Below are 22,835 nucleotides of genomic sequence, written 5' to 3' on the forward strand. Positions count from 1 at the left end.
ATCTTTTGATGTCTTAACTTATTCCCTGTTTAAAGCCTTGTAGCACATTGACGACATTGATACCAATGTCGTCCACGGCATAGCCGCCTTCCATAAGCAACACCGTTGGCAGGCCAGCTTGTGTAAGTCGTTGTCCCAACAAGCTAAAGTCGCCGCTTGTGAAGGTAAAAGCGCTGATGGGATCACCTTCGAAGATATCCACGCCCAGCGAGACGATCAGCATGTCGCATTGTGCCTCCTTGATCCTGGCAAGGGCGTTATCCAGCGTGGCCATCCAGGTATCAACGGTCGTACCCGGCGGGAGGGGGTAATTGGTGTTGAAACCTTCCCCGCTGCCCCGCCCCGTTTCATCCGCATAGCCTGAATAGTAAGGAAAGGTTACCTCGGGGTCGCCGTGTAGTGAGATAAACAGCACGTCATCGCGCTCGTAGAAGATCTGCTGGGTGCCATTCCCGTGGTGAAAATCCACGTCCAGTATCGCGACGCGGCGCTTGCCCGATGCCAGTGCTCGCTGCGCGGCGATCGCGGCATTATTGAAAAAGCAGTAGCCGCCAAACTGGTCAAAAGCGGCATGGTGCCCCGGCGGCCGACACAGGCCAAAACTGGGCTCGCCCGTCGCCAGCGTCTGTTCAACAGCCCCCAGCGCCACATCTTTACTCGCCATCGCGGCTTCAAAGGTACCTTCGCTAATCGAGGTTTCCGCCGCCAGGGCGTAATAGCCCAGCTTGGCACTTACCACCTGGGGTATACGGTCACCACGCAAGGTTCGCGCAGGCCAGATATTGGGAATTGCCTCCCCCTCGTGCCCGGCGGCTACCCATTCGTGCCAGCAGTCTGCCAGGAAATTGACGTAGTCAGCATCGTGCACTGCCAGCACCGGCTCCAGGCCGAAGGCGCGCGGCTCGAAAAGCTCGCCCACCGCCGCCTGCTGGAGTTGCTTCAACACCAGATCAACGCGCTCGGGGCATTCGAAGGGAGCGACCAGCACGCCATCATGAAGCTCCGTTCGCGCCTGTCTCAGGCGGGTCTTGTCTGAATAAAAAATATGCATGGTGTCTCCTGCCATCGGCAACGGGGCTGGGCTCGCCCAGGCTGATGCCCAGGCGCGCTTCTGCTGCGCCGACTGACGCTTGAGTTGGTATTCGGCACGGCTGGCGCTCGCCCGGTCGGGGAACGGCTGCGCGCCAAGCAGGGCCACGGGCGGGTTCGCACGGGTAAAGCGCGCACCTTTACCTGAGGCGTGGGCGCGGTAACGCTTGGCCAAATTATTGGTGATGCCCACGTAAGTGCCCCGCTGGCATTCAAGCAAGTAAAGATACCAACGGTCGCGCCCAGGCGCCGTCACGCTATTGACGGACTGGGTCACCGCTGGCTCCTGACGCTTGGCTGCTCGTTGAGCGAATCGATGAACGCGACCAAGCTCGTCAACGGCATGGGCCTCGCCAAGCCAAAGCCCTGAAAGACATCGCAGTGATAGTCCAGCAGTTGGCGATGCTGATCAGACGTTTCAACACCTTCCGCAACGACGTTCAGCCCAAGGTGATGGGCCATGGAAATAATGCCTTTAACAATGGCGCTGTCGGCCTCGCTTTGATGCAGTTCGTGTATAAAACTGCGGTCGATTTTCACCGTATTCACCGGCAGGTGCTTCAAGTAACTGAGGCTTGAAAAGCCTGTGCCAAAATCATCGATGGAGACCCGAATGTCCATATCGCGCAACGCACGCAAGGTATCGATGGCGACCTCGGTATTCTCCATCAGAATCCCTTCGGTGATCTCCAGCGCCAACTGCTGTGGCGGCAACCCGGTGTCCGAAAGCGTCTGTTGTAGCGTGGCGAGAAAATTTGAGCGCTGAAATTGGAGCGGCGATAAATTCACTGCCACCGCCAGATTCCCCCGCCCTTGCTGGGCCAGGGCTTGCATATCACGGCAGGCGCGGTTCAGCACCCACTCACTGATCGGCATGATCTGGCCGGTGGCTTCCGCCAATGGAATAAAACGCGCCGGCGAGATAAATCCTTTTGTCGGGTGCGGCCAACGCAGCAAGGCCTCAACGCTGACGAGCTGGCCGTTGCGGTTAAGCAGCGGCTGATAATACAGTTCAAACGCCTGGCTCTCGATGGCCTCCTGCAGTTCGTTGCGCAACACCAGTCGCTCGCTGGCGGTATCGTTAAATACCTCCGAAAACCATTGATAGGCATTACGTCCCCGCTGTTTGGCTTTATACATCGCCATGTCGGCCCGCTGGATCAGCATTTGCGGCTCCAGCAAAGCCTCCTCACTGATGGCAATGCCCACGCTCGCGGTCAGATATAGCTCGTGCTCCTCGATATAATAAGGACGCGACAGCGCTACCAGCAGGTGCTCGGCAATCTCCACCACATCGGCTTCGTCGTGAACCCTTGGGTGCAGAATGACGAACTCATCGCCACCCAAGCGCGCTACCAGGTGGTGTTCGTCTACCGCACCGAGCAGTCGCTGGGCCACCTCTTCAAGCACCCTGTCGCCCACGGCGTGCCCCAGGTTGTCGTTGATCGGTTTGAAGTCATCCAGGTCGACAAACAGCACCGCAACGCGCTGTTGCTGCGATTGAGCTTTGGTAAAGGCATCACTCAGCGTTTCTTCAAACAGTGCTCGGTTGGGCAATTGGGTCAGGTCATCATGGGTCGCGTGATAGGCCAGCCGCGCTTCGAAGGCCTTGTGTTTGGAGATGTCGTGCTGCACGCCCACGAAGTGGGTCAACTGTGCATCGGGGCTGCGTACCGGGGCGATGTAAAGATCATTCCAGAACAGGCTGCCGTCTTTGCGATAATTGCGTAGGGTCACATGAACATCACGCTGTTCGCTTAGCCGCTGACGGATTTTCTCAACAGCATCTGAGTCAGTACCCTCGCCTTGCAGAAAACGGCAGTTGCGGCCCAATATTTCCGCCTGCTCATAGCCCGTCATCTCGGTAAAGGCCTGATTAGCATAGACAATCGGCAGCCCCGGCTGCGTAGCATCGGCGATGACCACCCCATTAACGCTGGCTTCCACGCTGCGCTCGAGGGTGCGCAGCCGAGACTCCTGCTGCCGCTTATCGGTAACTTCCTGAGCAATCCCATAAAGCCCCTGAATGTCGCCGTCGACCACGATGGGCAGGTTGATCAGGTCCATGATATGCGGCTCGCCTGCGCGATCACGGATAACTAACTCATAGCGGATAATACTGCCCTGCATGACGGATTGGTAACGCTGGTTGACTGAATCGATATCCTCGTCGTAGACAAAACAGTTGAAGTGGCTACCGACAATCTCATCAACGGCGTAACCACTAATCGTCGCGCAAGTGGCATTGGCCGTGGTAAAACGGCCTTGCTCATCAAGTGAGAAAACCGCATCCGGGTGGTGGGTGAACAATGAGCGGTAGCGCTGCTCGCTTTCCTCGAGCGAGCGCCGAACCTGAAAACGCTCAACCGCCAGCGCCATTAAGCCAGCCGCCTTGTCGATCAGCAAATTATCGTGCTCGGTAGGCACCCGCGGTCGGTGGGAATAGGTGGCAAACGTCCCCAGCAGTTGCCCATTGCTCCCCATCACCGGACTCGACCAACATGCGGCCAATCCCGCTTGTCGGGCAACATTGTGATACCCATTCCAATGCTGATCATTGGCAATGCACTCACTGATCACCTGGCGACGCTGGTAAGCCGCGCGACCGCATGCGCCCATCAAAGGGCCAATGGCCACCAGATTGACCGCTTCAAGGTATACGTCGGGCAACCGCTTACCCGCCGCCAGCGTCAGGTGAGTCTTCGCTTTATTCGCCAGCATGATCGAACATAGCGAACCGGGCAGTTGGCGCTCAAGCAACTGGCAGAGGCTTTCCAGAATGTCCTCCAGAGGCGCTTCCTGGGCGATCATCCGCTGTATATGCTGCTGGTCCTCAAGGGTTTGACGTGCCTCCGCCAGCTCTTTGGCCCTGGCGATACTGGCGACCACCAAACCGATGCAAAAGGCCAACAAACCACTCAGCATCAGCCCCACCATGGCGACCACCACGGGGACAAAGCCCGCCAGATACCAGTTGTAATGGCTGCCCGACAACGCCTCAAGGCGCAGGTTGATCCCCCCGGGCAAGCCTGCATTGCGCTTCGCCAATATACGCCCTGGGTGTAGCGCGCTATCTGTCTGAGCGCCAGGCGGCTGCAGCATCAGCAGAGGGGTACCGCTACGGCTCATGTTGACCTGAAAGGGGCCCAGCTCAAGACGCAAGTCATAATTGAACAGCACGGCCAGATCGAGGCTTGCCACAAGCCGCTGATCCCGCTGGGCGAGCGGCATCGCCACAAACGCCAGGCTCGGCGTGTATGGATCAGAGATCACCACCCAGGGCCGGTCGAAGGGCACCGATAACCACTCGGGCACCGATGGCTTGTTGAGCTGCTGCCGAAGCCACTTCTCGCTGCCGGATGTTCGGGAATGAAACCAGATGGGGTTCAAGCGCTCATCGACCAGGGCGATCGCCTGCAGGCTGGGGGTATCACGCAGATAGCTTTCCCCGTCCAGCGTCAGCAGCTCTTGATCGAAGTTGCCTGGCGCGGCGTTGATGCGTTCGGCCATACGCTGCAACAGTTGCAGCCGCGATTTGACCGCCTTTTCGGCGTTTAACTGCACATTATCCAGCAGATACCCGGCCTGCTGTTGCGTATCGTTGAACTGCTGCAGGCTGAGCATTCCCCAGGCCGCCGCACTGGCGGCTACTCCGGTCAGGCACGCCAGTGCGGTGGTGCGCGTCAGGTTGAGCGGCCCGGGCGAACGGCGCAGGTAAACCCCCACCATGGCGGTTCCCAGCAGGAGTGTGAATACCACTACCGCCACCGGGGACGACGAAAACATCGGATCGTCCAGCTCGATGCCCGCCCATAACCTGACCAGCATCAGCCCACCAAATAGCCACTGGCCAAGCCCACTGAATAACCAGAGTAATCGACGCCTGTCCGTTGACTGGCCGCACCACAGCGCCAACCCCACCACCAGCAACATCACCGCGCCAATACTGGTCATTCGCGCCTGACCGGTTAACCAGGAAGGATCAACAGGGGAAGCAAGGACGTTATGGGCAAGGGTATATAGCGCCAGCCCCGTTAGCGCCAGGGCGCAGAACCATCGCATGCGCTGCCACCCTTGCAGGATGGCGAACACGCCGACACTCGCCAGGGAGGTAGCGATCGCTGCATCGGGCACCAGTGCGACGGCAAACAATGAGTGGGATTCGGACAGCCCAAATAGGCTGCCGACCACGCCCATGAGCACCAGTGTGGCGACGGTCATTAACAGCAGCGTATCTAACGCAAGGGTCCGCGCGTTGATGGGCACGAAGGCAGTTTCTCCTGGTTAGTCTCTAATACCACTTCACACTGGCTAACGTGAGAAGGCTAGTTCCTCGGTCAACGATTGAATCCTTTCCTCAACAGCCTATACTGCCGCGTGCCTGGCATGGATCAACTCACTTTCCTGTCAGTTATTACACTGTATCGACAGCATGCCGACTTACGTTAGGCGCTCTCCTTCAACGGTTAACCAACCACCGCTGCCGTGCAACGGAATTACCTCACGATGAACGGGGCGTAAGGTTAAGTGTACTTCATCAACCCCCCTTGTGGTCATCATGCGAAAGACGATATACGTTTTGTCTAGGGGATAGACGACAAATTGGGTATAGTGGTAGCGCACGAACATCAGACTGACGGAGTACGAATCACGATCGATCATTCTTTCCAAATTGCAGGAGGTTCTCCCTATGAAGGTTTACAAACCCGAGTGGCAGTGCACGTTTAGCGTAAACGAAGGCGCGGAAGAATCAGCTAGCTGGAAAGAGAGAATCGCGTGGCGTCTCAGAGGGGTTGCGGATCGGTTAGAGGGCGGCGGTCGTACGGTAAAGATTGACTATCGCGTGACGCCGGCCATTAGCCAGCACGAAGTTGATACCTGCATGGGTAAAGGCTTTGAAGTGACCCAGCGCTTGCTGTCCCAACTGGCACAACAACAAGCCTGCGAAGATGTAATGCGCCATGCCAAAGCTGAGCTATTCGTAGAAGATCACCAGCATTGATGCGGTAGTCATTGTCCCGCCCGATACCGGGTGGGACACTTGCCAATTTCACTCATTACGCCCCGACGTTTGCCGCAACACCTCTGTCATTTTGTCCAAAAACACCGTGCACGCTTCCAACTGACTGCGCTCAACATATTCATCCGGTTGATGCGCCTGGGCAATGCTGCCTGGCCCCAGAATGATCGTCTGCAAGCCCTGCCCCTGAAATTGCCCGGCCTCGGTCGCATAGGCCACCGCGTGGTCGCAGCATCCTGCTGGCAAATGGTCTTTCGCCAGGCGTATGACACGGTCGTTATCACGATCCGCAAGTCCCGGCACTGTCACATTCAACGCTTCGGTGGTGATCTCAACCTGCTTGCCTTTGGCCTGCAGTTCAGCACTGAGCTCCGCGCAGAACGTTTCAAAACGCGCGTATATGTCGTCGAAGGTCTCCGTGGGCAAGTGACGAATTTCCCACTCGAACTGGCACTCCCGGGCCATGATATTGATCGCCGTACCGCCTTTGATTTTACCGACGTGCAGACTGGTATGGGGCACGTTGAAGGCCTCATCGACACGGCCCTCTTCCACCAGCGCGGCCATGGTGTCTTCGATAAAGGTCACCAGTCTTGCCGCGACGTGAATCGCCGAGGTGCCCTGATTGACCTGGCTGCTGTGGGCCTCGCGCCCGGTAACGGTGGTGCGCAGGTTGGTCGCACCTTTTTGCGCCACGACCGGCTGCATGCTGGTCGGCTCGCCGACAATCACATGCGCGGTGGTCGAGTAATGCTCATAGAATCGCCGAATCAGATCCGGCGCGCCCACACAGCCGATTTCTTCATCGTAGGAAAACCCCAGATAAACTGGTTGCTTGAGTGGCGCGTTCACCCACTCGGGCACGTTGGCCAGGACGCAGGCAAGAAAGCCTTTCATGTCGCAGGTGCCACGCCCGTATAACCGGCCATCACCGCCATCGCGCAGGGTGAAAGGGTCACTCGACCAGGGCTGACCCGCCACCGGCACCACATCGGTATGCCCGGAAAGCATGACACCGCCCGGCGCATCAGGGCCGATACGGGCAATCAAGTTGGCTTTATTGCCACACGGGCTCATTACCCGCTCGGCTTCAACACCATGGGAAGCCAGGTAGTCTTCCACATAGCGGACCAGCGCCAGGTTGGATTCGCTCGAGGTGGTATCAAACGCCACCAACCTTGCTAACAGTCGCTCCGCGTCGCTCATTATTGCCCTTCCTGTCATTGGCCATCTTGTCTGCCAGACTATCACCCCGCCCACCGGCCGCCTACATCGGCAAGTTGTCATGGGGAGTTCATCTGGCGTTCACCTGAACGTCATCTGCACTTTCTACAGTCTAGGCATCCAGAAAACTATGTATCCAAAAAACCTTAACAAACGCAGGGTACTGCCTGATTCATTTCAGGCCCACAAGGAGCTTCTGTATGTCTCGTTTTACACTGCATGCGCTTGCCGTAGGGGTGGCAACGGCCAGCCTCAGCCTGTCTGCCCAGGCGGCAACAGAGATTAGCTGGTGGCACGCCATGGGCGGCCAACTGGGCGAAATTCTCGAAGAGATGACCCAGGACTTTAACGAGTCCCAGGATGATTATCATGTAACCCCCAGCTACCGTGGCACCTACACCGAAACGATGACGGGCGCTATCGCCGCCTTCCGCGCCAATGAGCAACCGCATATCCTGCAGGTCTTTGAAGTCGGTACCGGAACCATGATGAACGCCGAAGGCGCCATTTACCCAGTGTACGAGTTGATGGAAGCGCATGGCCGCGCTTTCGATAACGATGTCTTCCTGCCCGCGGTGGTGGGTTACTACACCGACACCAACGGCAATATGCTGTCGTTCCCGTTCAACTCCTCTACGCCCATCATGTACTACAACCGCGACATGTTTGAAGAAGCGGGCCTGGATCCCGAACAGCCCCCCCAAACATGGCAAGAAGTGGCCGACTTTTCACGTCAGATCGTCGACGCTGGTGCGGCCAGCTGCGGTTTTACCACCTCCTGGCCTAGCTGGGTAATGCTGGAAAACTTCTCCGCTTGGCATAATGTGCCGCTAGGTACGCTGGAAAACGGTTTTGGCGGCCTGGAAACCGAGCTTACCTTCAACAATGAGCTGGTTGCTCGTCATTGGGACAACCTCCACGACTGGCAGGAAGAGGGGGTGTTTAAATGGGGCGGCCCCGGTTCCGGCCCCGACTCGGAGCCGCTTTTCTACTCCCGGGACTGCGCGATTTTCTTCGGCTCTTCTGCTTCACGGGCAGATGTCGCCGCCAATTCAGAATTTGACGTCGGCTTTGGCATGCAGCCCTACTACGATGACGTAGACGGCGCACCACAAAACTCGATTATCGGTGGCGCAACGCTATGGGCACTGCAGGGCCACAGCGAAGAAGAATACGCAGCCGTTGCGGCGTTCTTTGAGTACCTATCCCAGCCAGAGGTGCAGGCAGACTGGCACCAGCAAACCGGTTACCTGCCGATCACGCAAGCAGCGTGGGATCTGAGTCAAGAGCAGGGCTATTACGAAGAGAACCCGGGGTCGGATATTTCGCTTGAGCAGATGACCCTCAACGCGCCGACCGAAAACTCCAAAGGCCTACGCTTTGGTAACTTTGTGCAGATTCGCGACATTATCTCCGAGGAAATGGAAGCCGTGATGACCGGCGATAAATCCGGCCAGGAAGCGGCGGACGATGCCGTGGAACGCGGCAATGTTCTGCTGCGGGACTTCGAAGCCGCCAATCAGTAACCAGGCACTGACGTCGCCGCTTACCCAAGGGTAGGCGGCGCTTTCGTTCGGCTGTGTTCAAGAGCTTGCCATGCAAACAAAACGCATGACCTTTCCAGGGCGTTGGCTGCCTTTCGCCCTGCTGGCCCCCCAGGTGATCATCACGCTGATTTTCTTTATCTGGCCGGCGGGTCAGGCCCTGTATCAATCACTCCTGCGCGAAGATGCCTTTGGGTTACGCTCGACGTTTGTGGGGCTCGAAAATTTTGCCCGCCTGTTCCGCGACGGCAGCTATCTTAATTCGCTGTCGGTGACGGTGGTGTTCGCCGTGGGCACCACGCTGTTGTCCATGTCGGTAGCGCTGCTGCTGGCCAGCACCGTCAACCGGATGATTCGTTCGCGCAGCACCTATACCACGCTGTTGGTGTGGCCCTACGCCATTGCCCCCGCCCTGGCGGGCGTTTTGTGGTGGTTTATCTTCAACCCCTCCATCGGCATCGTGCCCTACATGCTGGAAATGGTCGGCTACCAGTGGAACCACCGCAATTCCGGCAGCGATGCCATGCTGCTGGTGATTTTAGCCGCCTCCTGGAAGCAGATCTCCTACAACTTTCTGTTTTTCCTGGCAGGCATGCAGTCCATCCCGCAATCGCTGATCGAAGCAGCCGCCATTGATGGCGCCAGCCCCACCAAGCGCTTCTGGACGATTGTATTCCCACTGCTGTCGCCCACGACCTTCTTCCTGATGGTGGTCAACGTGGTGTATGCCATGTTCGACACCTTTGGGATTATCCACGCCACCACCGAAGGCGGACCGGCACAGGCCACCAACATCCTGGTGTATAAGGTGTATGCCGACGGCTTCGTGGGGCTGAACCTGGGGTCTTCGGCCGCTCAGTCGGTGATTCTGATGGTCATTGTGGTCGCGCTGACCGTGATCCAGTTCCGCTTTATCGAGCGGCGCGTTAACTACTAACGGACGGCCTGCTAATCTGGCCTTGTTGGAGCCTTGTAATGGTTGAAAACCGACCCTGGGCCAATTGCTTTGCCCATACTGTGTTGATCATCGGCGTGGCACTGGTGGTTTTCCCCGTCTATATCGCCATTGTGGCATCGACCCAGGCACCTGATGAGCTACTGCGCGGCACCCTGCCGTTGCTACCTGGCAGCCATGGGATCGAAAACTATACCCAAATGTGGCAATCCGGCGTTTCGTCGGCCAACTCTCCATCCGCCGCGCTGATGCTCTGGAACAGCTTTGTAATGGCCATGGCGATCACCGTGGGCAAGCTGTTTATTTCGCTTTTATCCGCTTTTGCCATCGTCTATTTCCGTTTCCGCTTCCGGATGTTTTTCTTCTGGCTGATCTTCGTCACCCTGATGCTGCCCGTGGAAGTACGCATTATTCCGACGTATCAGGTAGTGGCCGACCTCAGTATGCTCAACAGCTTCGCCGGCCTGTCGATTCCGCTGATTGCCTCGGCCACCGCAACCTTCCTGTTTCGCCAGTTCTTCATGACCGTTCCCGAAGAAATGCTCGAGGCCGCCCGGGTCGATGGCGCCGGGCCTATGAAGTTCTTCAAGGACATCCTGATGCCACTTTCGGTGACCAATATCGCTGCGCTGTTCGTGATCATGTTTATCTACGGCTGGAACCAGTACCTGTGGCCGCTACTGATCACCACTGACCCCGACTACACCACTATCGTCATGGGTATTCAGCGCATGACCTCGGAGGAGAACCCCCAGTGGCACTTGATAATGGCGGCGGTGGTCATGGCCGCGCTGCCGCCGGTGTTAGTCATTCTGTTTATGCAACGCCTGTTTGTGAAAGGCCTGACCGAGACGGAGAAGTAAGATGGCCAGCATTACCCTGGAAGGGCTGAAGAAAACCTATAGCGGCGATGTGCACGCCGTCAAAGGCATCGACCTACACATCGAAGATGGTGAATTTGTAGTGCTCGTGGGGCCCTCCGGCTGCGGCAAATCCACGCTGCTGCGCATGGTGGCGGGGCTTGAAACCATCACCGAGGGCACTCTCAAAATCGGCGAGCGAGTGGTGAACACGCTCGAACCCGCCGAACGCGACATCGCCATGGTGTTTCAGAACTACGCGCTCTACCCGCATATGACGGTGTACAACAACCTCGCCTACGGCCTGAAGAACCGGGGCTTTAAAAAAGACGACATAGAAAAACGCGTCTGGGTTGCCGCCCAAATGCTCGAGATCGAGGCGTTTCTGGATCGCAAACCACGCAAGCTATCCGGCGGCCAGCGCCAGCGGGTGGCAATGGGCCGCGCCCTGGTCCGCGACCCCGCCGCGTTCCTGTTCGACGAGCCACTCTCGAACCTGGACGCCAAGCTGCGCGTGCAGATGCGGGTGGAAATCAAGCAGCTCCAGCGGCGCCTCAAGACCACCAGCCTGTACGTGACCCACGACCAACTGGAAGCCATGACCCTGGGTGACCGCCTGGTGGTGCTGAACGCCGGGCAGATCGAGCAGGTGGGCACGCCCATGGAGATCTACGCCCGCCCCGCCACCATGTTTGTGGCCGGGTTTATCGGCTCCCCCGCCATGAACATGCTGCCGGTGGACTACCTGAAGGCTAAAGGTGGCAACGGCCTGCTGGATAACCTGCCAGAAGGCACCGATATCGTCGGCATTCGCCCGGATGATATGCACTTAACGCCGCCCACAGCGCCTCACCTAACCATCGACTCAACGCTTGCGCTGTTTGAGGCCGCCGGAGCCGAAAGCCACCTGTATGCGAACCTTGCCGACAGTGACCAGCCCATGGTCATCCGCGTCTCCGGCCAGCCGCCAGTGGCCGAGGGCGAAACCCTTCGGTTCTACGTGCCCCGCGACGCGCTGCACCCTTTTGACAGTGCCACGGGGCAGCGCACGTCATCACCAGGGGAGTGACTCGCCGTTGCTGTGCCAAAACCCGCCGCTGTTATCGAGGGTCAATTCCTCAATCCGCGCGGCAATACCCAGCGCGGCATCCTGCGGGCTGATAAACCCGCCAAAATTCACCATGCGCGTTTGCACATAGCCGGGGTGCAGTTGGGCCACGGCAATGCCGCGGGGTTTTAAATCCATCGCCAGCGATTTGCCAAAGGCGTTGAGCGCCGCCTTGGACGCACGGTACCCATAACGGCCGCCCGAGTCGTTATCCGCGATGGACCCCATGCGGCTGGTGATATTGGCGATCTTACTGCCTTTGCCGAGATTGGGCAGCAGGGCTTCGGCCACCCGCAGCGGCGCATAGGCATTGATTTCCATCTGCTCGCGGATACTGTCGAAATCAAGGCTGCCCAGGGATTCATCGCGCAGCAACCCGGCATTGTTGATCAGCAAGTCCAGCGACTGGCCCTTCAGGGTCTCGGCAAGGCTTATGACATCATCAGGCTGAGTGACATCAGTCGACTCGATCACCTGATCCGCCACGCGGTCCAGCGCGTCGGATGACTGCCGGCAAACGCCGATAACGCGATAGTCTTCATCAAAATAGTGCTCTGCCAGCGCCAGCCCGACACCCCGGTTGGCCCCCGTGATTAACACCGTTGATTTCATCTGTAACTCCCCATTTTTGGAACATGCATCACGGCTACATCGTACATCCTTGCACAACCCTTAGGCGGGCCTCCTTTAAACGCTGACAGACGCCTTGCTGTCATCGCTTATTCACCTGCCTGTCTTAGGCATGTCATCCCTGTCGTCCAAACTGCTCTGTAAATAGACAAGAGGGCGGATCGCACATGCGGCTTTGCATCGTCAGCGAAACATGGGCACCGGAAATCAATGGTGTCGCACACACCTTGAGTCGGCTTAGCCGCGAGCTTGACCGCCATCAGGTTCTTATTGATGTGATTCGGCCAAAGCCCCCGCTTGCCGCCAAGGCAACTCAGGCACGGGCCGAGCTACAGGTACCGCGCTTTGCCATCCCGGGCTACCGCGACGTTCAGGTAGGCTTTTGTCGCCCCGCGACTTTGCGCAAGTTCTGGAAAGAGCAGCGCCCCGATGTGGTTTACCTGGCCACCCAAGGCCCGCTGGGCTGGTCGGCACGCTTGGCAGCACGGCAGATGGGCATTCCGCTGGTGGCGGGCTGGCACACCAATTTCGATCATTACTGTGGCGATTACGGCGTTCCCTGGCTCGCCTCGGCCACCCGCCGCTATTTGCGTTATTTCCATAACGGTTGCGGGTTAACCCTGGTGCCTACCCAACTGCAGGCCAGTCAACTTCGCCAGCAAGGCATCCACGACGTCGCGGTGATGTCACGCGGCATCGATGGTGAGCGTTTTTCCCCTGCCCACCGCGACCCTGAATTACGTCGTGCCTGGGGCGTTAACGACCATCAGCCGGTGGCGCTTTATGTCGGGCGGCTCGCCGCCGAAAAAAACCTCGCGTTGCTACAGGAAACCTATCACGCCATGCGCAACGTCCGCCCGGACATGGCCCACGTTATCGTGGGCGATGGCCCGGCAAAGGCCCAGCTTGAAAGCGCGCTCCCGGATGTCCATTTTACCGGTTTTATTGATCCCGACGCGCTTGCCCGGCATTACGCAAGCGCCGACCTGTTCATCTTCCCCTCGCTTTCCGAAACCTGGGGCAACGTGGTCAGTGAGGCCATGGCCAGCGGGCTCGCCGTGGTGGCCTATCGGCACGCGGCCAGCGCCGAGCTGATCCAGAGCGGCTACAACGGCATTACCGTGCCCATCAACGACTCGGCGGCCTTTAGTCAGGCGGCGGTGACCCTCTGCCAACACCCGGCGGACTATGCCAAGTACAGCCGCCTCGCCCGGCTGAAAGCCCTTGAGCAAAGCTGGGCGGGCATTGCCCGGCAGTTTCTTGATTATCTTCAAAAGGCCCAGGAGGCTTATCATGCGACCCCGCCCCCTCGTCGTATTCGATCGTCTTGATTTGCTGGAATGGCAGTTTTGCCAGCGCGTATCGCGCCTATCGCTCTACCGGCCCTGGCGCATGACACTCCAGGCTGCCAGCCGGTTGGGTGATTGGCCGGTCTGGGTGCTACTGATCCTAGCGCAACCCTGGCTGCAGCCTGACGGCGCCTGGCGAGTGCTGCAGTACACCCTGATTGCCAGCGTCGCCATCGCCATTTACCGGCTGGTGAAAACCCGCCTGTGCCGTGAGCGGCCGTATATCACTTATCGCAGCGGTATTCAGTGCAATGCACCGGCCCGGGATCGCTATAGCTTTCCCAGCGGGCATACCATGCACGCCGTGATGTTCAGCGTGCTGGTCGCCGCCCACACGCCGTGGTTACTGCCAGTGGTCATTCCCCTGTCGGTACTGATTGCGATATCCCGGGTGGGCCTGGGCCTGCACTACACAAGCGATGTGATTGCCGGCGCCGCCATGGGCTATGGCTTTGCGCTGCTCAGCCTTTACCTGATGGGCTAGTCGGGGAGCGATAAGGCATCGATCAGACGCAAAAAAACCACCTCGCCGGAACAAGGTGGTAATTTCGCATCGTCGTCATTCCATGACACTGATGTTTAGCGCCTCCTTAAGCTAAAACGGAGAGTGCCCATTCCTTTGAATGTTCCATTCATTATCACTCGGGCTTCCTGCCTTCCTTTTACTGCCGTGACACTCCCCTGACCCGCTTTACCTTTCTACTGCTTACCTTTCTACTGCTTACCTCTCTGCTACTTTTCCTTCCAACCTATTACCTTTTGACTGACCAGCTTCCCATTACCTTCCAACACGAGATCAACCTTTCCTACGTAACGACTTTACCTGCATAACAACGTTTCTGAACCCAATGATTTGACCTTTGTGACCGTGACTTTAATCAATGCGAATAAACAAGCTTCCTTATCATTTCGCATACACACCTAACGAAGCAGGCATCAGGCCAACTTCGCTTAAAAAAATTAAAAAACCAATTAAAACAATATCTTAAATAAATGCCAAAGGGTTCATTTGCGGCGACGACGGCACACAAAAAATGTGGCGTAATGACACATGCGACAAAATAGCATGGTGATTAGGATAAAGAGGTACATACTGCCAGTGTCGCTAAATGGCTAACGTTTGCTAGTCTAGCTAATACCCCCTTGAAGGGGGTGACCACCTGAAAGGAAGCTTCTATGAAACGCATGACAGCTCTTGGCATTCTTAGCATCACCATCTTACTGTTAGTGAGCGGTTGCAATACCATTCGCGGGGCGGGTGAAGACATCGAGCAAGGTGGAGAAGCTATTCAACAATCAGCGAGTTAACGACATTATGCTAACGGTCTACCTATCACATGGCTTGGAAAGCGGCCCCGGCGCATTGAAAATGCAGGCGCTGAAAGGCATTGCCGAAAAGCTCGACGACTGCGAGGCCGTCGTGATGGATTATCGAGACCAACCCGACCCCCAGCAACGCCTAAAGCATCTTTTGGCGACGCTGTCGGCGCGGGGTGACAACCCTGAGTGCTGCGTCTTTGCCGGCTCAAGCCTGGGTGGCTGGCTAAGTGCAGCGGTCAGTTCACAGCAGCCCGTACTGGGCTGCTTTTTATTGGCCCCGGCCATTGGTCTACCGCATTATCCGGAAACCGCCCCCACGCTCCAAGCCAGTTGCACTCACGTGATTCACGGCTGGCAGGATGACGTGATTCCCCCTCGCCCGGTCATTGACTGGGCCGAACGGCAGCGCCTGTCGTTGCGCATGCTGGACGACGATCACCGCCTCCACGAAAGCCTTGACACCTTGCTCAGCGACTTTGACGCCTTCCTGATGCGATGCAGCGCCGTCCTGCACGCCAGTACAATCGCCTGTTCACGCCGCTAGCCGCTAAAGGTAAGGAGTAAAGGTGTCGCAGCATTAGACAAACACTCTCCAAGGGTGTACAAACAATGTACACACAGAAGGAGAGCGTCCATGTTTGGCCTTTTCAAGCGCGACCCCAAAAAGAAGCTACAGCAAGACTACGAACGCAAGCTGCAAGCCGCCATGGAGGCATCACGCAACGGTGACATGCGGGCAAATGCCACCTTGACGGAGGAAGCCGATGCGCTGCTCGCTGAAATAGAACGCCTGAAACAAGAAGGCAAGTAACGTAAGCTCATTGCGGCTTGCGCTACTCGTCCGCCGCCAGCGCAGGCAGCAGCGTTTTCAGTTTGCGGGTCAACGTATTGCGCCCCCAGCCCAGTAATTCTGCGGCCTCGCCCTTACGCCCGCCGGTGTGCTTGAGCGCGGTTTCTATCAAGATGCGTTCGAAATCCGGCACGGCCTCTTCCAGCAAATGGGTGTGGCCTTCTGCCAGGGCGTGATCCGCCCAATCGCGAAAAGCGCTCCGCCAGTCACCGTGGGCACTTGACTCAGAGGCGCTGGGTGCGCGCAATTCCGCGGGCAAATCTTCTACCAGCACTTCACGTCCCGAGGCCATCACCGTCAGCCAGCGGCAGATGTTTTCTAACTGGCGAACATTGCCCGGCCAGGGCAGGCGGGTCAGATGTGCTTCCGCTTCGGGGGTCAGCACTTTCACATCCGTGGACAGCTCTTTGGCCGCCTCAGCCAGAAAGTGACTCGTCAGCCTGGGGATATCCTCACGGCGCTCGGCCAGCTTCGGCAAGTGGATGCGAATGACGTTCAGGCGATGAAACAAGTCTTCCCGGAAGCGCCCATCGTCGACCAGTGATTCAAGGTTCTGGTGGGTGGCCGCGATAATCCGCACGTCGACTTTTGTCGGCGTATGCCCCCCCACGCGATAGAACTCGCCGTCGGCCAGTACGCGCAGCAACCGCGTCTGGGTTTCAGCCGGCATATCGCCAATTTCATCCAGAAACAGCGTGCCGCCATTGGCCTGCTCAAAGCGCCCCTGACGCTGTGAAGTGGCACCGGTAAAGGCCCCTTTCTCATGGCCGAACAGCTCGGACTCGATCAAGTCCCGCGGAATCGCCGCCATGTTCAGCGCAATGAACGGCTTGCCCTGGCGCGGGCTGTGCTGATGTAGCGCCTCGGCAACACGTTCTTTACCGGTGCCCGACTCGCCATTGATCAGCACGGTAATATGCGAATGAGACAAACGCCCGATCGCCCGGAAAACCTCCTGCATGGCAGGGGCTTCACCGATAATTTCCGCGTTGAGTCCCTCCGGCACCGTGACCGGGCGCTGACGTTCGCGCGCATGGGCAATGGCACGACGCACCAGCGCCAGCGCCTCATCCACGTCAAACGGCTTGGGGAGATATTCGAAGGCGCCGCCTTGATAAGACGCCACGGCGCTGTCCAGGTCCGAATGCGCGGTCATCACGATCACCGGCAAATCGGGGTGGGCCTCGCGTACCCGGGCCATCAGGTCCAGGCCATCAATTCCCGGCATGCGAATATCGGTAACCAGGACATCCGGCGGACTCTCGAGCAAGCGGGAAAGGGCCGTGTCGGCACGCTCGATACATTCAACCTCGAGATCGGGTTGCGCCAGCGCACGTTCAAGTACCCAGCGAATCGCACGGTCATCGTCAACAATGACGACCCGCGCAACATCATTACGGGCAGGCTCTGTCATGACGCTTCTCCGGTGACATTAATAACCAAGGGAATCAATAAACGAAATTCGGTGCGCCCTGGGCGTGAGTCGCATTCGATCAGTCCTTGATGTTGGTGCAAAATTGATTGGGCGATCGACAGTCCAAGCCCGCTGCCTTCGGCACGGCCCGAGACCATCGGATAAAACAGGGTTTCTTGCAGGGAGCCGGGAATGCCGGGGCCATTGTCGATAATGCCCACCTCGCTGACCAGGCGGTGCCGCTCGGCGCCCAACGTAAACTGGCGGCGCGCACGGGTGCGCAGCGCCAGCATCGGTGTCGGCGTCTCGGCATCGCCCATGGCCTGAACCGCATTGCGGGCCACATTCAGCACCGCCTGGATCATCTGCGCTTCATCGCCGAACAGGTCCGGCAGGCTGGGATCGTAATCCCGTTGAATATCGACCCACGGGTGCTCAGCGATCAGCAATGAACGCACACGTTCGAGCACCTTGTGAATATTGACCGGCTCGTGTTTGACGATGTAATTGGGCCCCAGCATGGAATCCACCATGTCCCGTAGCCGGTCAACTTCTTCGACGATGATATGGGTAAATTCACGCAGCGCCGGGTTATCCAGATCGCGTTCAAGCAACTGCGCCGCGCCACGAATACCACCCAACGGGTTTTTGACTTCGTGAGCAAGGCCGCGCGCCAGCACCTTGATAGTTTCCTGGCGGGTGGTGAGCGCCTCCTCGCGGGAAATCTGCATCAGCCGGTCGCGGGGCTCGACCTCCAGCAACAGTTCCGTGTCGGACAGGGGGGTTACCGTATAGTCGACGGTGAGCGGATCGCGATTCAGCGGCGTAATGCGCGCCTCACGCTGGGTAAAGGGATGAAACGCATCGCGGGCTTTGGCCAACACCTCATCGATGCTTTCATCACCGCCCAGCATCTCGTCCAGGCTCATCCCCCGCACACGGCTGAGGCTAACGGCAAACAACGCCTCTGCGGCAGGATTCATCCAGCACACATTGAGGCGGCCGTCCAGCAGCAGCACCGCCGTGGTGAGGTGTTCAAGTAAACGCTGGTGCATGGTGGTGTCTTGCAAAGTCGCCTCGTCCATTATCTTGGGTCAGCCTTCCGCTGGAAAGATGTAGAGAGAACTGCAAAAAGCGCGCCAAATGGGCCAGCGTGCTGATTTGCACGGCACTTGCGCCGTGTGGCGGTGCATGGCGAGTCGTTTTAGCGCAGGTCATCGACGCTTCCAGCGACCACATGCACCATAATGGCGCATTGACGCTATTCTGCCACCACAATCGTCACCGTGTTTGTGCGGTGCTGCCGTCGCCCATGGCTATCCAATAGCTCAGCCTGAAGCCGATGCCGACCGGCGGGCAAGTTTGCCAACCAGAACACATCGCTGTGCAGCGCCGACTGGCTAAGCTTGCCATTCACCCGCAGCTGTACCCGATGATCATCACGTAACCGGGGGCTAATACTCAGCATTACCGGCGTGTCGGCACCCACCTCGGCGCCATCGCTTGGCGAGCGAATCTGGAAGCGGTCGTAAGGCATGAAGGGCTGGCCAGGTGAGGTGGCCGGTGGCTCATCGGACCTCTCGGCGTATTCGCTTGGCAATCCAGGCAACGGCGCCAGCTCAAGCGCTTCCCCACCCTCGCTCGGGGTGTCGGAAAAGGTGACATTGCCGTGTTCATCGACCACTCGATAGACGGTTGATGATGCAGCCGTAACATCCACCCATACGGCCAGCACCAGACCAAGGCCGATGCCCCAGCCTTTGGTCCGCGCCATTAACACCTTGCGCAACATGCGTCCCCCTCAACTAAAAAACCCCGCCGTGGCGGGGTTTAGGATCATCTGCACCACATAGGTGAGATTAGCCGCTGTTGTTAGCAGCTATAATACATATCAAACTCGACCGGATGCGTGGTCATGCGGATCCGCTCCACGTCTTCCATCTTGAGTTCGATGTAGGCATCGATCATTTCGTCGGTGAACACGCCACCTTCGGTCAGGAAGGCCCGGTCGGTGTCCAGCGCTTCCAGCGCCTGATCCAGGCTGCTTGCCACGGTGGGTACCGACTTGCCTTCTTCCGGCGGCAGGTCGTACAAGTTCTTGTCCATGGCGTCGCCAGGGTGAATCTTGTTCTTGATGCCGTCGATACCGGCCATCAGCATCGCCGCAAAAGCCAGGTACGGGTTGGCCGTCGGGTCAGGGAAGCGGGTTTCAACACGCTTGCCTTTCGGGCTGGCCGTGTACGGAATACGAATGGATGCCGAACGGTTACGGGCACTGTAAGCCAGCATGACCGGTGCCTCGAAACCCGGTACCAGGCGCTTGTACGAGTTGGTAGAAGCGTTGGTGAAGGCGTTCAGGGCACGGGCGTGCTTGATGATGCCGCCAATATAGTAAAGCGCCATTTCGGAGAGACCCGCGTACTCGTCGCCTGCGAACTGGTTGGTACCGTCCTTCCAGAACGACTGGTGAACGTGCATGCCCGAACCGTTATCACCCACCAGCGGCTTCGGCATGAAGGTTGCCGTTTTGCCGTAGGCATGCGCCACGTTGTGGATCACATACTTCATTTCCTGAACTTCGTCGGCTTTCTTCACCAGCGTGTTGAACTTCACACCGATTTCGTTCTGACCAGCGTTGGAAACTTCGTGGTGGTGAACTTCTACCGACTGGCCGATCGCTTCCAGGGTGTTACACATGGCACCACGGATATCGTGGAAGCTGTCGACCGGTGGAACCGGGAAGTAGCCGCCTTTAACACGCGGACGGTGGCCCAGATTGCCACCTTCTACCTGGCTGTCCGTGGCCCATGCACCTTCTTCAGACGTGATCTTGTACATGGCGCCCTGGATGTCGGATTTCCAGTGGACTTCGTCAAAGATGAAAAACTCGGGCTCAGGACCGAAGAAAGCCGTGTCGCCAAGACCGGTTGACTGCAGGTACGCCTCGGCGCGCTTGGCAATGGAGCGTGGGTCACGGTCATAGCCCTGCATGGTGGCCGGCTCGATAATGTCACAGCGCAATACCAGCGTGGCATCTTCAGTGAAGGGATCGAGATAGGCAGTGCCATCTTCGGGGCGCAGAATCATGTCGGATTCGTTGATGCCCTTCCAGCCGTTGATGGACGAACCATCAAACATCTGACCGTTTTCGAAAAACTCTTCGTCCACATCGCGGGCAGGCACGGTCACGTGCTGCTCTTTACCGCGGGTGTCGGTGAAACGCAGGTCTACCCACTTAACATCATGCTCTTCAATTAGCGCGAGAGTCTTGGCTGACATAGTGTCCTCCGGTATGAGCGTGGCTTAAAGCTAATGACAGTAAGCTACCAATAAATGTTGTTCGACATGTCGCGTGCATCATGGCACGCCTGCCTTGCTTATTCACTCAACGTTTGTCCGTTGCCATCAACAGAACGTCTAGCGATAGAAACCGGCTAATGTTGTAGCACGCCGCCAGGCGATTTGCCTATGACCTACTAGCCGCTACCGCAAATAATGCAGGTTGCGTGCCAATCTTGCACCAATATGGCATAAAATAATGGCAAATAGTTGTTTTTAAATGACTTTAAAAATCACTCTGGTGCCACTTCATGTTGCATATCAGGCATAAACGTTCAGTCAAAACCCAATGTCGCCAACTATTGCACCACAAATAAGCAAGAACGGACTTAATTGCACCATAGAGGTGCACTCGATATTGCAGCCAAATCCACCCGCTTAATTTACTTGCGCGCCAAACGGTAGAGACTATAGTAAACTTTTATACACAATCAGTTACAATAAGCAAAAACCAGACACATAGACCGGAGGGCAACCCATGAAGTCGGTCTGCTTTATTATCGACACCAGCGTAACGGGTGCCCAACTGCCCCGCCATTTACGCAACATTCACCTAGCAGCCGCCGACCATCCCGCTTTCACACTGCAGATAACCAGTTTGCTCCGTGACCCCCGGTTAACCCTGATGGAGCAACGCTTCGCTGCCCACTGCACCACCCTGCCGGGCACCGCGCTGGGTGCGCGGCTGAACCATGCGGCCGCCACCAGCCAGGCCGAATGGCTGGTGTTTGCCCTCCACGCCACGGCCCTGCCGGTGACCCTCTGGGTGGCAATGTTTCCCATGCTGGATAGCTACGCCGTGGATGCCGTCGTGCTCGGCCCCAGTGAGCCCACCTTTCCCGCACGCCTTTTACAACGCTTTTTAGCTTCAGCGCTTCAATCGCCGCCCTACATAGCGGTACGACGAACGTGGTTGGAGCGTCTGGGCGGCTTCGACCCCGACCTCGACCGCAGCGCCCTGCACGACTTCATGCAGCGACTGCATGCCTGCCCCACACGCATTCATACGTTGACCAATGACAATGCCACTACCTCGCCAGGGGTCGCCTAGTGCATGGCCACATTCAGTTTCTTGCCAAACATCATCGCCCCGATTCTGGATGTATTGACCACCTTGCTTAGCACGATACAGCCCGTCATGCTCACCAACGCAAGCATTACGGCGTAAACCACGATGGGCAGCGATAAAGGCGCGATGATCAGGTCGGTGGCGATGAAAAACATCGGATGCGCCAGATAGATGCCAAACGAATACACATTGATCTGGCGGACCCAATTCGGTGCCGTATAGCCCTTGAGCTGACGTGTGGCGCAGAGCGTAAACAACACAAAGAACGGAATGACCCAGACCTCTTTTGATGTAAAGGCCGGCAGGTGGGCAAGTGTTGCCACACCAAGCCCAAGTACAAACAGGCCCAGGCAGGCCGGGTGGGCCAGATACTTCATCCACTGCGGTCGCTGGGCTTTGATGCCATTAGGGGCCAGCGGGTAGTAACGCACGAGTACCAACGCCAGGAAAAACAGGTAAAGCCAGCCCAGCGGCGCCACCCAGAGCAGATACCCCGGCGGATTGACGCCCTGCCAGTACGCCGTTCCCCAGTAGGCCATGCTGATCAGGCAGGATAGCCACAACCACGGTACCGGGTTGACTCGCCAGAGGCGCAAGCGGGTAAACAGCCAATAACCGACATAAAACTGCATCGCAATGATCAGGAAGTAACCGTGCCAGCCGGCATAAACAAAATACTCAACGGCATTGGCCCAGAAGTTGACCGGGTCACCTTCTGCCCCCCTTTTCGCCCACTCCGCCGTTGAATAGATAAATCCATAAACGAAATACGGCAGCATGACGTATTTGACCCGCTGGCGTATGAACCCTTCAGGCACCGCTTTATCGTAGCGAACGGCAAAGACGAACACCGAAATAAACAGGAAAATCGGCGTCCCCAATACCAGGGGGATACGCATGAAATCAGTAACGAGGTTGTCGACGTACTTGTTGACCTGGTCCATCAAGTGGAATAAAAAAACGGCTATACAGCCGTAAGCTCTAAGCCAAAAGATTTCTTCCACTTTCTGCATGAACCCTCCCGCCACGTTGTGTTGCGCGACGCCGACGCATTAGCGTCTTGA

20 protein-coding genes and 1 pseudogene are annotated in these 22,835 nt (G+C 57.6%); 11 read left to right on the plus strand and 10 right to left on the minus strand.

The annotated features are described in order from the left end of the window. Positions 1-13 precede the first annotated feature (13 nt). The 3 genes and pseudogenes from QC816_RS14160 to QC816_RS14170 form a co-directional block, all read right to left on the minus strand. Positions 14-1,051 (minus strand): histone deacetylase family protein, encoded by a 1,038-nt coding sequence (locus QC816_RS14160; protein WP_309783087.1) that lies wholly within the window; start codon positions 1,049-1,051, stop codon positions 14-16. A gap of 69 nt (positions 1,052-1,120) precedes the next feature. Then, positions 1,121-1,366 (minus strand): annotated as a pseudogene (locus QC816_RS14165) (GIY-YIG nuclease family protein); the annotation flags it as partial. Beyond that, a complete protein-coding gene (locus QC816_RS14170) occupies positions 1,363-5,355 on the minus strand; it encodes an EAL domain-containing protein (protein WP_309782922.1) in 3,993 nt (1,330 codons plus the stop codon). The pseudogene QC816_RS14165 and the gene QC816_RS14170, both read right to left, overlap by 4 nt. 424 nt (positions 5,356-5,779) lie before the next feature. Here QC816_RS14170 and QC816_RS14175 point away from each other — a divergent pair, with 424 nt between their 5' ends. Continuing rightward, on the plus strand, positions 5,780-6,091 hold the full coding sequence (locus tag QC816_RS14175; RefSeq protein WP_085917661.1) for a hypothetical protein: 312 nt from the start codon (positions 5,780-5,782) through the stop codon (positions 6,089-6,091). Positions 6,092-6,139: 48 nt separating this feature from the next. Here the strand turns inward: QC816_RS14175 and argE are convergent, their stop codons facing one another. Further along, on the minus strand, positions 6,140-7,315 hold the full coding sequence (argE, locus tag QC816_RS14180) for an acetylornithine deacetylase (RefSeq protein ID WP_309782924.1): 1,176 nt from the start codon (positions 7,313-7,315) through the stop codon (positions 6,140-6,142). Positions 7,316-7,533: 218 nt separating this feature from the next. Between argE and ugpB the strand changes: the two genes are divergently transcribed. The 4 genes from ugpB (at position 7,534) to QC816_RS14200 (ending at position 11,761) form a co-directional block, all read left to right on the plus strand. Further along, positions 7,534-8,859, plus strand: a complete 1,326-nt coding sequence (gene ugpB, locus QC816_RS14185) for a sn-glycerol-3-phosphate ABC transporter substrate-binding protein UgpB (protein ID WP_309782927.1) — start codon at positions 7,534-7,536, stop codon at positions 8,857-8,859. Between the two features lie 70 nt (positions 8,860-8,929). Continuing rightward, on the plus strand, positions 8,930-9,814 hold the full coding sequence (gene ugpA, locus QC816_RS14190; RefSeq protein ID WP_309782930.1) for a sn-glycerol-3-phosphate ABC transporter permease UgpA: 885 nt from the start codon (positions 8,930-8,932) through the stop codon (positions 9,812-9,814). Between the two features lie 38 nt (positions 9,815-9,852). After that, positions 9,853-10,695: a sn-glycerol-3-phosphate ABC transporter permease UgpE gene (ugpE, locus tag QC816_RS14195; RefSeq protein WP_264825335.1), complete on the plus strand. Its 843-nt coding sequence runs from the start codon at positions 9,853-9,855 to the stop codon at positions 10,693-10,695. A 1-nt stretch (position 10,696) separates the two neighbouring features. Then, positions 10,697-11,761, plus strand: coding sequence for a sn-glycerol-3-phosphate import ATP-binding protein UgpC (locus tag QC816_RS14200; RefSeq protein WP_309782934.1), 1,065 nt, complete (start codon positions 10,697-10,699; stop codon positions 11,759-11,761). On the opposite strand, the gene QC816_RS14205 is transcribed toward QC816_RS14200, so the two are convergent. Further along, entirely contained in the window at positions 11,747-12,412 is a 666-nt protein-coding gene (locus tag QC816_RS14205) for an SDR family oxidoreductase (protein ID WP_309782935.1), read from the minus strand. The genes QC816_RS14200 and QC816_RS14205 overlap by 15 nt on opposite strands. A gap of 185 nt (positions 12,413-12,597) precedes the next feature. On the opposite strand from QC816_RS14205, the gene QC816_RS14210 reads away from it, so the two are divergent. The 5 genes from QC816_RS14210 (at position 12,598) to QC816_RS14230 (ending at position 15,910) form a co-directional block, all read left to right on the plus strand. After that, complete coding sequence (locus tag QC816_RS14210) at positions 12,598-13,761, plus strand: glycosyltransferase family 4 protein (protein WP_085917654.1); 1,164 nt, start codon at positions 12,598-12,600, stop codon at positions 13,759-13,761. After that, positions 13,724-14,263 (plus strand): phosphatase PAP2 family protein, encoded by a 540-nt coding sequence (locus tag QC816_RS14215; RefSeq protein ID WP_264825331.1) that lies wholly within the window; start codon positions 13,724-13,726, stop codon positions 14,261-14,263. Before QC816_RS14210 ends, QC816_RS14215 begins: the two co-directional genes overlap by 38 nt. A 692-nt stretch (positions 14,264-14,955) precedes the next feature. Next, on the plus strand, positions 14,956-15,087 hold the full coding sequence (locus QC816_RS14220; RefSeq protein ID WP_085917652.1) for an entericidin A/B family lipoprotein: 132 nt from the start codon (positions 14,956-14,958) through the stop codon (positions 15,085-15,087). A 7-nt stretch (positions 15,088-15,094) separates the two neighbouring features. Continuing rightward, a complete protein-coding gene (locus QC816_RS14225) occupies positions 15,095-15,643 on the plus strand; it encodes a YqiA/YcfP family alpha/beta fold hydrolase (protein WP_085917651.1) in 549 nt (182 codons plus the stop codon). A gap of 90 nt (positions 15,644-15,733) precedes the next feature. Further along, positions 15,734-15,910 carry a DUF6435 family protein gene (locus tag QC816_RS14230; RefSeq protein ID WP_139839340.1) on the plus strand — a complete coding sequence of 59 codons (177 nt, stop codon included), beginning with the start codon at positions 15,734-15,736 and terminating at the stop codon, positions 15,908-15,910. 22 nt (positions 15,911-15,932) lie between these two features. On the opposite strand, the gene ntrC is transcribed toward QC816_RS14230, so the two are convergent. The 4 genes from ntrC to glnA form a co-directional block, all read right to left on the minus strand. Beyond that, positions 15,933-17,363, minus strand: a complete 1,431-nt coding sequence (gene ntrC, locus QC816_RS14235; protein WP_085917650.1) for a nitrogen regulation protein NR(I) — start codon at positions 17,361-17,363, stop codon at positions 15,933-15,935. After that, positions 17,360-18,418, minus strand: a complete 1,059-nt coding sequence (glnL, locus tag QC816_RS14240; protein WP_309782939.1) for a nitrogen regulation protein NR(II) — start codon at positions 18,416-18,418, stop codon at positions 17,360-17,362. Before glnL ends, ntrC begins: the two co-directional genes overlap by 4 nt. 206 nt (positions 18,419-18,624) lie before the next feature. Further along, positions 18,625-19,155, minus strand: a complete 531-nt coding sequence (locus tag QC816_RS14245) for a DUF4124 domain-containing protein (RefSeq protein ID WP_309782941.1) — start codon at positions 19,153-19,155, stop codon at positions 18,625-18,627. 80 nt (positions 19,156-19,235) lie between these two features. Further along, positions 19,236-20,642: a glutamate--ammonia ligase gene (glnA, locus tag QC816_RS14250; RefSeq protein ID WP_085917649.1), complete on the minus strand. Its 1,407-nt coding sequence runs from the start codon at positions 20,640-20,642 to the stop codon at positions 19,236-19,238. Positions 20,643-21,180: 538 nt separating this feature from the next. Here glnA and QC816_RS14255 point away from each other — a divergent pair. Beyond that, a complete protein-coding gene (locus QC816_RS14255; RefSeq protein WP_085917648.1) occupies positions 21,181-21,753 on the plus strand; it encodes a glycosyltransferase family protein in 573 nt (190 codons plus the stop codon). Here the strand turns inward: QC816_RS14255 and QC816_RS14260 are convergent. Next, positions 21,750-22,784, minus strand: a complete 1,035-nt coding sequence (locus QC816_RS14260) for an acyltransferase family protein (protein ID WP_268902102.1) — start codon at positions 22,782-22,784, stop codon at positions 21,750-21,752. The two genes, QC816_RS14255 and QC816_RS14260, sit on opposite strands and share 4 nt — an antisense overlap. Positions 22,785-22,835: the final 51 nt, after the last annotated feature.

It is taken from the genome of Vreelandella janggokensis, from assembly GCF_031451615.1.
In the GTDB taxonomy this organism is placed as follows: Bacteria; Pseudomonadota; Gammaproteobacteria; order Pseudomonadales; family Halomonadaceae; genus Vreelandella; species Vreelandella janggokensis.

Excerpts from the sequence above, each read along its gene's own strand:
- QC816_RS14160 (WP_309783087.1), bottom strand. The coding sequence starts at position 1,051 with ATGCATATTTTTTATTCAGACAAGACCCGCCTGAGACAGGCGCGAACG.
- QC816_RS14175 (WP_085917661.1), top strand. The coding sequence starts at position 5,780 with ATGAAGGTTTACAAACCCGAGTGGCAGTGCACGTTTAGCGTAAACGAA.
- argE (WP_309782924.1), bottom strand. The coding sequence starts at position 7,315 with ATGAGCGACGCGGAGCGACTGTTAGCAAGGTTGGTGGCGTTTGATACC.
- ugpB (WP_309782927.1), top strand. The coding sequence starts at position 7,534 with ATGTCTCGTTTTACACTGCATGCGCTTGCCGTAGGGGTGGCAACGGCC.
- ugpA (WP_309782930.1), top strand. The coding sequence starts at position 8,930 with ATGCAAACAAAACGCATGACCTTTCCAGGGCGTTGGCTGCCTTTCGCC.
- ugpE (WP_264825335.1), top strand. The coding sequence starts at position 9,853 with ATGGTTGAAAACCGACCCTGGGCCAATTGCTTTGCCCATACTGTGTTG.
- QC816_RS14200 (WP_309782934.1), top strand. The coding sequence starts at position 10,697 with ATGGCCAGCATTACCCTGGAAGGGCTGAAGAAAACCTATAGCGGCGAT.
- QC816_RS14205 (WP_309782935.1), bottom strand. The coding sequence starts at position 12,412 with ATGAAATCAACGGTGTTAATCACGGGGGCCAACCGGGGTGTCGGGCTG.
- QC816_RS14210 (WP_085917654.1), top strand. The coding sequence starts at position 12,598 with ATGCGGCTTTGCATCGTCAGCGAAACATGGGCACCGGAAATCAATGGT.
- QC816_RS14215 (WP_264825331.1), top strand. The coding sequence starts at position 13,724 with ATGCGACCCCGCCCCCTCGTCGTATTCGATCGTCTTGATTTGCTGGAA.
- QC816_RS14220 (WP_085917652.1), top strand. The coding sequence starts at position 14,956 with ATGAAACGCATGACAGCTCTTGGCATTCTTAGCATCACCATCTTACTG.
- QC816_RS14225 (WP_085917651.1), top strand. The coding sequence starts at position 15,095 with ATGCTAACGGTCTACCTATCACATGGCTTGGAAAGCGGCCCCGGCGCA.
- QC816_RS14230 (WP_139839340.1), top strand. The coding sequence starts at position 15,734 with ATGTTTGGCCTTTTCAAGCGCGACCCCAAAAAGAAGCTACAGCAAGAC.
- ntrC (WP_085917650.1), bottom strand. The coding sequence starts at position 17,363 with ATGACAGAGCCTGCCCGTAATGATGTTGCGCGGGTCGTCATTGTTGAC.
- glnL (WP_309782939.1), bottom strand. The coding sequence starts at position 18,418 with ATGCACCAGCGTTTACTTGAACACCTCACCACGGCGGTGCTGCTGCTG.
- QC816_RS14245 (WP_309782941.1), bottom strand. The coding sequence starts at position 19,155 with ATGTTGCGCAAGGTGTTAATGGCGCGGACCAAAGGCTGGGGCATCGGC.
- glnA (WP_085917649.1), bottom strand. The coding sequence starts at position 20,642 with ATGTCAGCCAAGACTCTCGCGCTAATTGAAGAGCATGATGTTAAGTGG.
- QC816_RS14255 (WP_085917648.1), top strand. The coding sequence starts at position 21,181 with ATGAAGTCGGTCTGCTTTATTATCGACACCAGCGTAACGGGTGCCCAA.
- QC816_RS14260 (WP_268902102.1), bottom strand. The coding sequence starts at position 22,784 with ATGCAGAAAGTGGAAGAAATCTTTTGGCTTAGAGCTTACGGCTGTATA.